Origin of the sequence: Rhizobium sp. CF122 (assembly GCF_000282035.1) — a bacterium.
GTDB lineage: Bacteria > Pseudomonadota > Alphaproteobacteria > Rhizobiales > Rhizobiaceae > Rhizobium.
In genome coordinates this window covers 2,501-5,000 of the sequence record NZ_AKKA01000125.1, presented here as the reverse complement: position 1 = coordinate 5,000, position 2,500 = coordinate 2,501, and the positions used below count along the sequence as shown (strand labels likewise).

At 52.0% G+C, this 2,500-nt stretch carries 1 rRNA gene (only partly in view); it reads right to left on the bottom strand.

The window, feature by feature from the left end:
* A 23S ribosomal RNA gene (locus PMI09_RS29370) occupies positions 1-2,158 on the bottom strand; it reaches 643 nt to the left of the window's first position.
* Positions 2,159-2,500: the final 342 nt, after the last annotated feature.

Sequence of the window (2,500 nt, the reverse complement as noted above, 5' to 3'; positions counted from 1 at the left end):
AAACTACCCACCATACACTGTCCCGGATCCGGATAACGGACCGCGGTTAGACATCCATGACGATAAGGGTGGTATTTCAAGGATGGCTCCACGGAAACTGGCGTCCCCGCTTCAAAGCCTACCACCTATCCTACACATGCCGACACGAATGCCAGTGTAAAGCTATAGTAAAGGTGCACGGGGTCTTTCCGTCTGACCGCAGGAACCCCGCATCTTCACGGGGAATTCAATTTCACTGAGTCTATGTTGGAGACAGCGGGGAAGTCGTTACGCCATTCGTGCAGGTCGGAACTTACCCGACAAGGAATTTCGCTACCTTAGGACCGTTATAGTTACGGCCGCCGTTTACTGGGGCTTCGATTCAAAGCTTGCACCTCTCCTCTTAACCTTCCAGCACCGGGCAGGCGTCAGACCCTATACGTCGTCTTGCGACTTCGCAGAGCCCTGTGTTTTTGATAAACAGTCGCTACCCCCTGGTCTGTGCCACCCCACCATACTTGCGTATCATGGGGTCACGCTTCTTCCGAAGTTACGCGTGCAATTTGCCGAGTTCCTTCAACATAGTTCTCTCAAGCGCCTTGGTATACTCTACCTGACCACCTGTGTCGGTTTCGGGTACGGTCTATACGGTGGAGCTATTTCCTGGAACCGCGTCCCTGCAAGATCAATCCAATAAGACCTCACAAGTTGAGCAATCCGTCACTACCACCAGGCCCACGAATATTAACGTGGTTCCCATCGACTACGCGTGTCCGCCTCGTCTTAGGGGCCGGCTAACCCTGCTCAGATTAACTTTAAGCAGGAACCCTTGGTCTTTCGGCGAGAGGGTCTCTCACCCTCTTTATCGTTACTCATGTCAACATTCGCACTTCCGATACCTCCAGGAGCCCTCACGGGTCTCCCTTCATCAGCTTACGGAACGCTCCGCTACCACGTGTATTGCTACACATCCTCAGCTTCGGTGCATGGCTTCAGCCCCGTTACATTTTCGGCGCAAAGACCCTTATTTAGACCAGTGAGCTGTTACGCTTTCTTTAAATGATGGCTGCTTCTAAGCCAACATCCTGGTTGTTTTGGGATCCTCACATCCTTTCCCACTTAGCCATGACTTGGGGACCTTAGCTGGAGGTTAGGGTTGTTGCCCTTTTCACGACGGACGTTAGCACCCGCCGTGTGTCTGCCGACTAGTACTCCCCGGTATTCGGAGTTTGGTTAGGATCAGTAAGACGGTGAGTCCCCATAGCCCATCCAGTGCTCTACCCCCGGGGGTATTCGGTCGACGCTCTACCTAAATAGATTTCGCGGAGAACCAGCTATTTCCGAGTTTGATTGGCCTTTCACCCCTAGCCACAAGTCATCCCAATCTATTGCAACAGATGCGGGTTCGGTCCTCCAGTTGGTGTTACCCAACCTTCAACCTGCTCATGGCTAGATCACTCGGTTTCGGGTCTAATGCAACAAACTAAATCGCCCTATTCAGACTCGCTTTCGCTTCGCCTACACCTACCGGCTTAAGCTTGCTTGTTACACTAAGTCGTTGACCCATTATACAAAAGGTACGCCGTCACCCTTGCGGGCTCCGACTGTTTGTAGGCATCCGGTTTCAGGTTCTATTTCACTCCCCTTGTCGGGGTGCTTTTCACCTTTCCCTCACGGTACTTGTTCGCTATCGGTCATGCACGAGTACTTAGGCTTGGAGAGTGGTCTCCCCATGTTCAGACAGGATTTCTCGTGTCCCGCCCTACTCTAGGACAATCATGGTATCTACGCGTACGGGGCTGTCACCCACTACGGCCAAGCTTTCCAGCTTGTTCCACTTTAACCACAATTGCCACTGGCCTGGTCCGCGTTCGCTCGCCACTACTTGCGGAGTCTCGGTTGATGTCCTTTCCTGCAGGTACTTAGATGTTTCAGTTCCCTGCGTTCGCTTCTTACACCCTATTTTATTCAGGTGCAGATACCTTATCACAATGCTTGGAAACCTAAGCCGTACCGAAGCACAACTTAGATTTTCCAAGCATTTAAGGTGGGTTGCCCCATTCGGAGATCCATGGATCAAAGCTTATTCGCAGCTCCCCACGGCTTTTCGCAGCGTATCACGTCCTTCATCGCCTGTGCATGCCAAGGCATCCACCAAATGCCCTTACGACACTTAATCGTTCTCATTGCCAATGCTCATCATCTCGTTGCCCGCATCCCGAAGGAAACAGCAACAGACCGGGTTACCTTTTACAACCCAGTCAATCCAACAATGCCATCGACGTGTTCGACAAGACTGCTTTATTGGAACTACGCCGAGCAGTTCGCTTGCAATCTCATCTTTAAGACCAGCTTCTCGAGATTGGATCCGATACCGCGCGGTCAGGCAACGGTAATCCGATCGTTCATCAGACATTGTCCTGGCGGACAACGAACAACAAACGATCCAGAGCGACAAGCTTCCTTCCTACCTCCAGTCCCTCCACCATATCCGGCCGGCTAGGCCATCCATGGTTTCAAC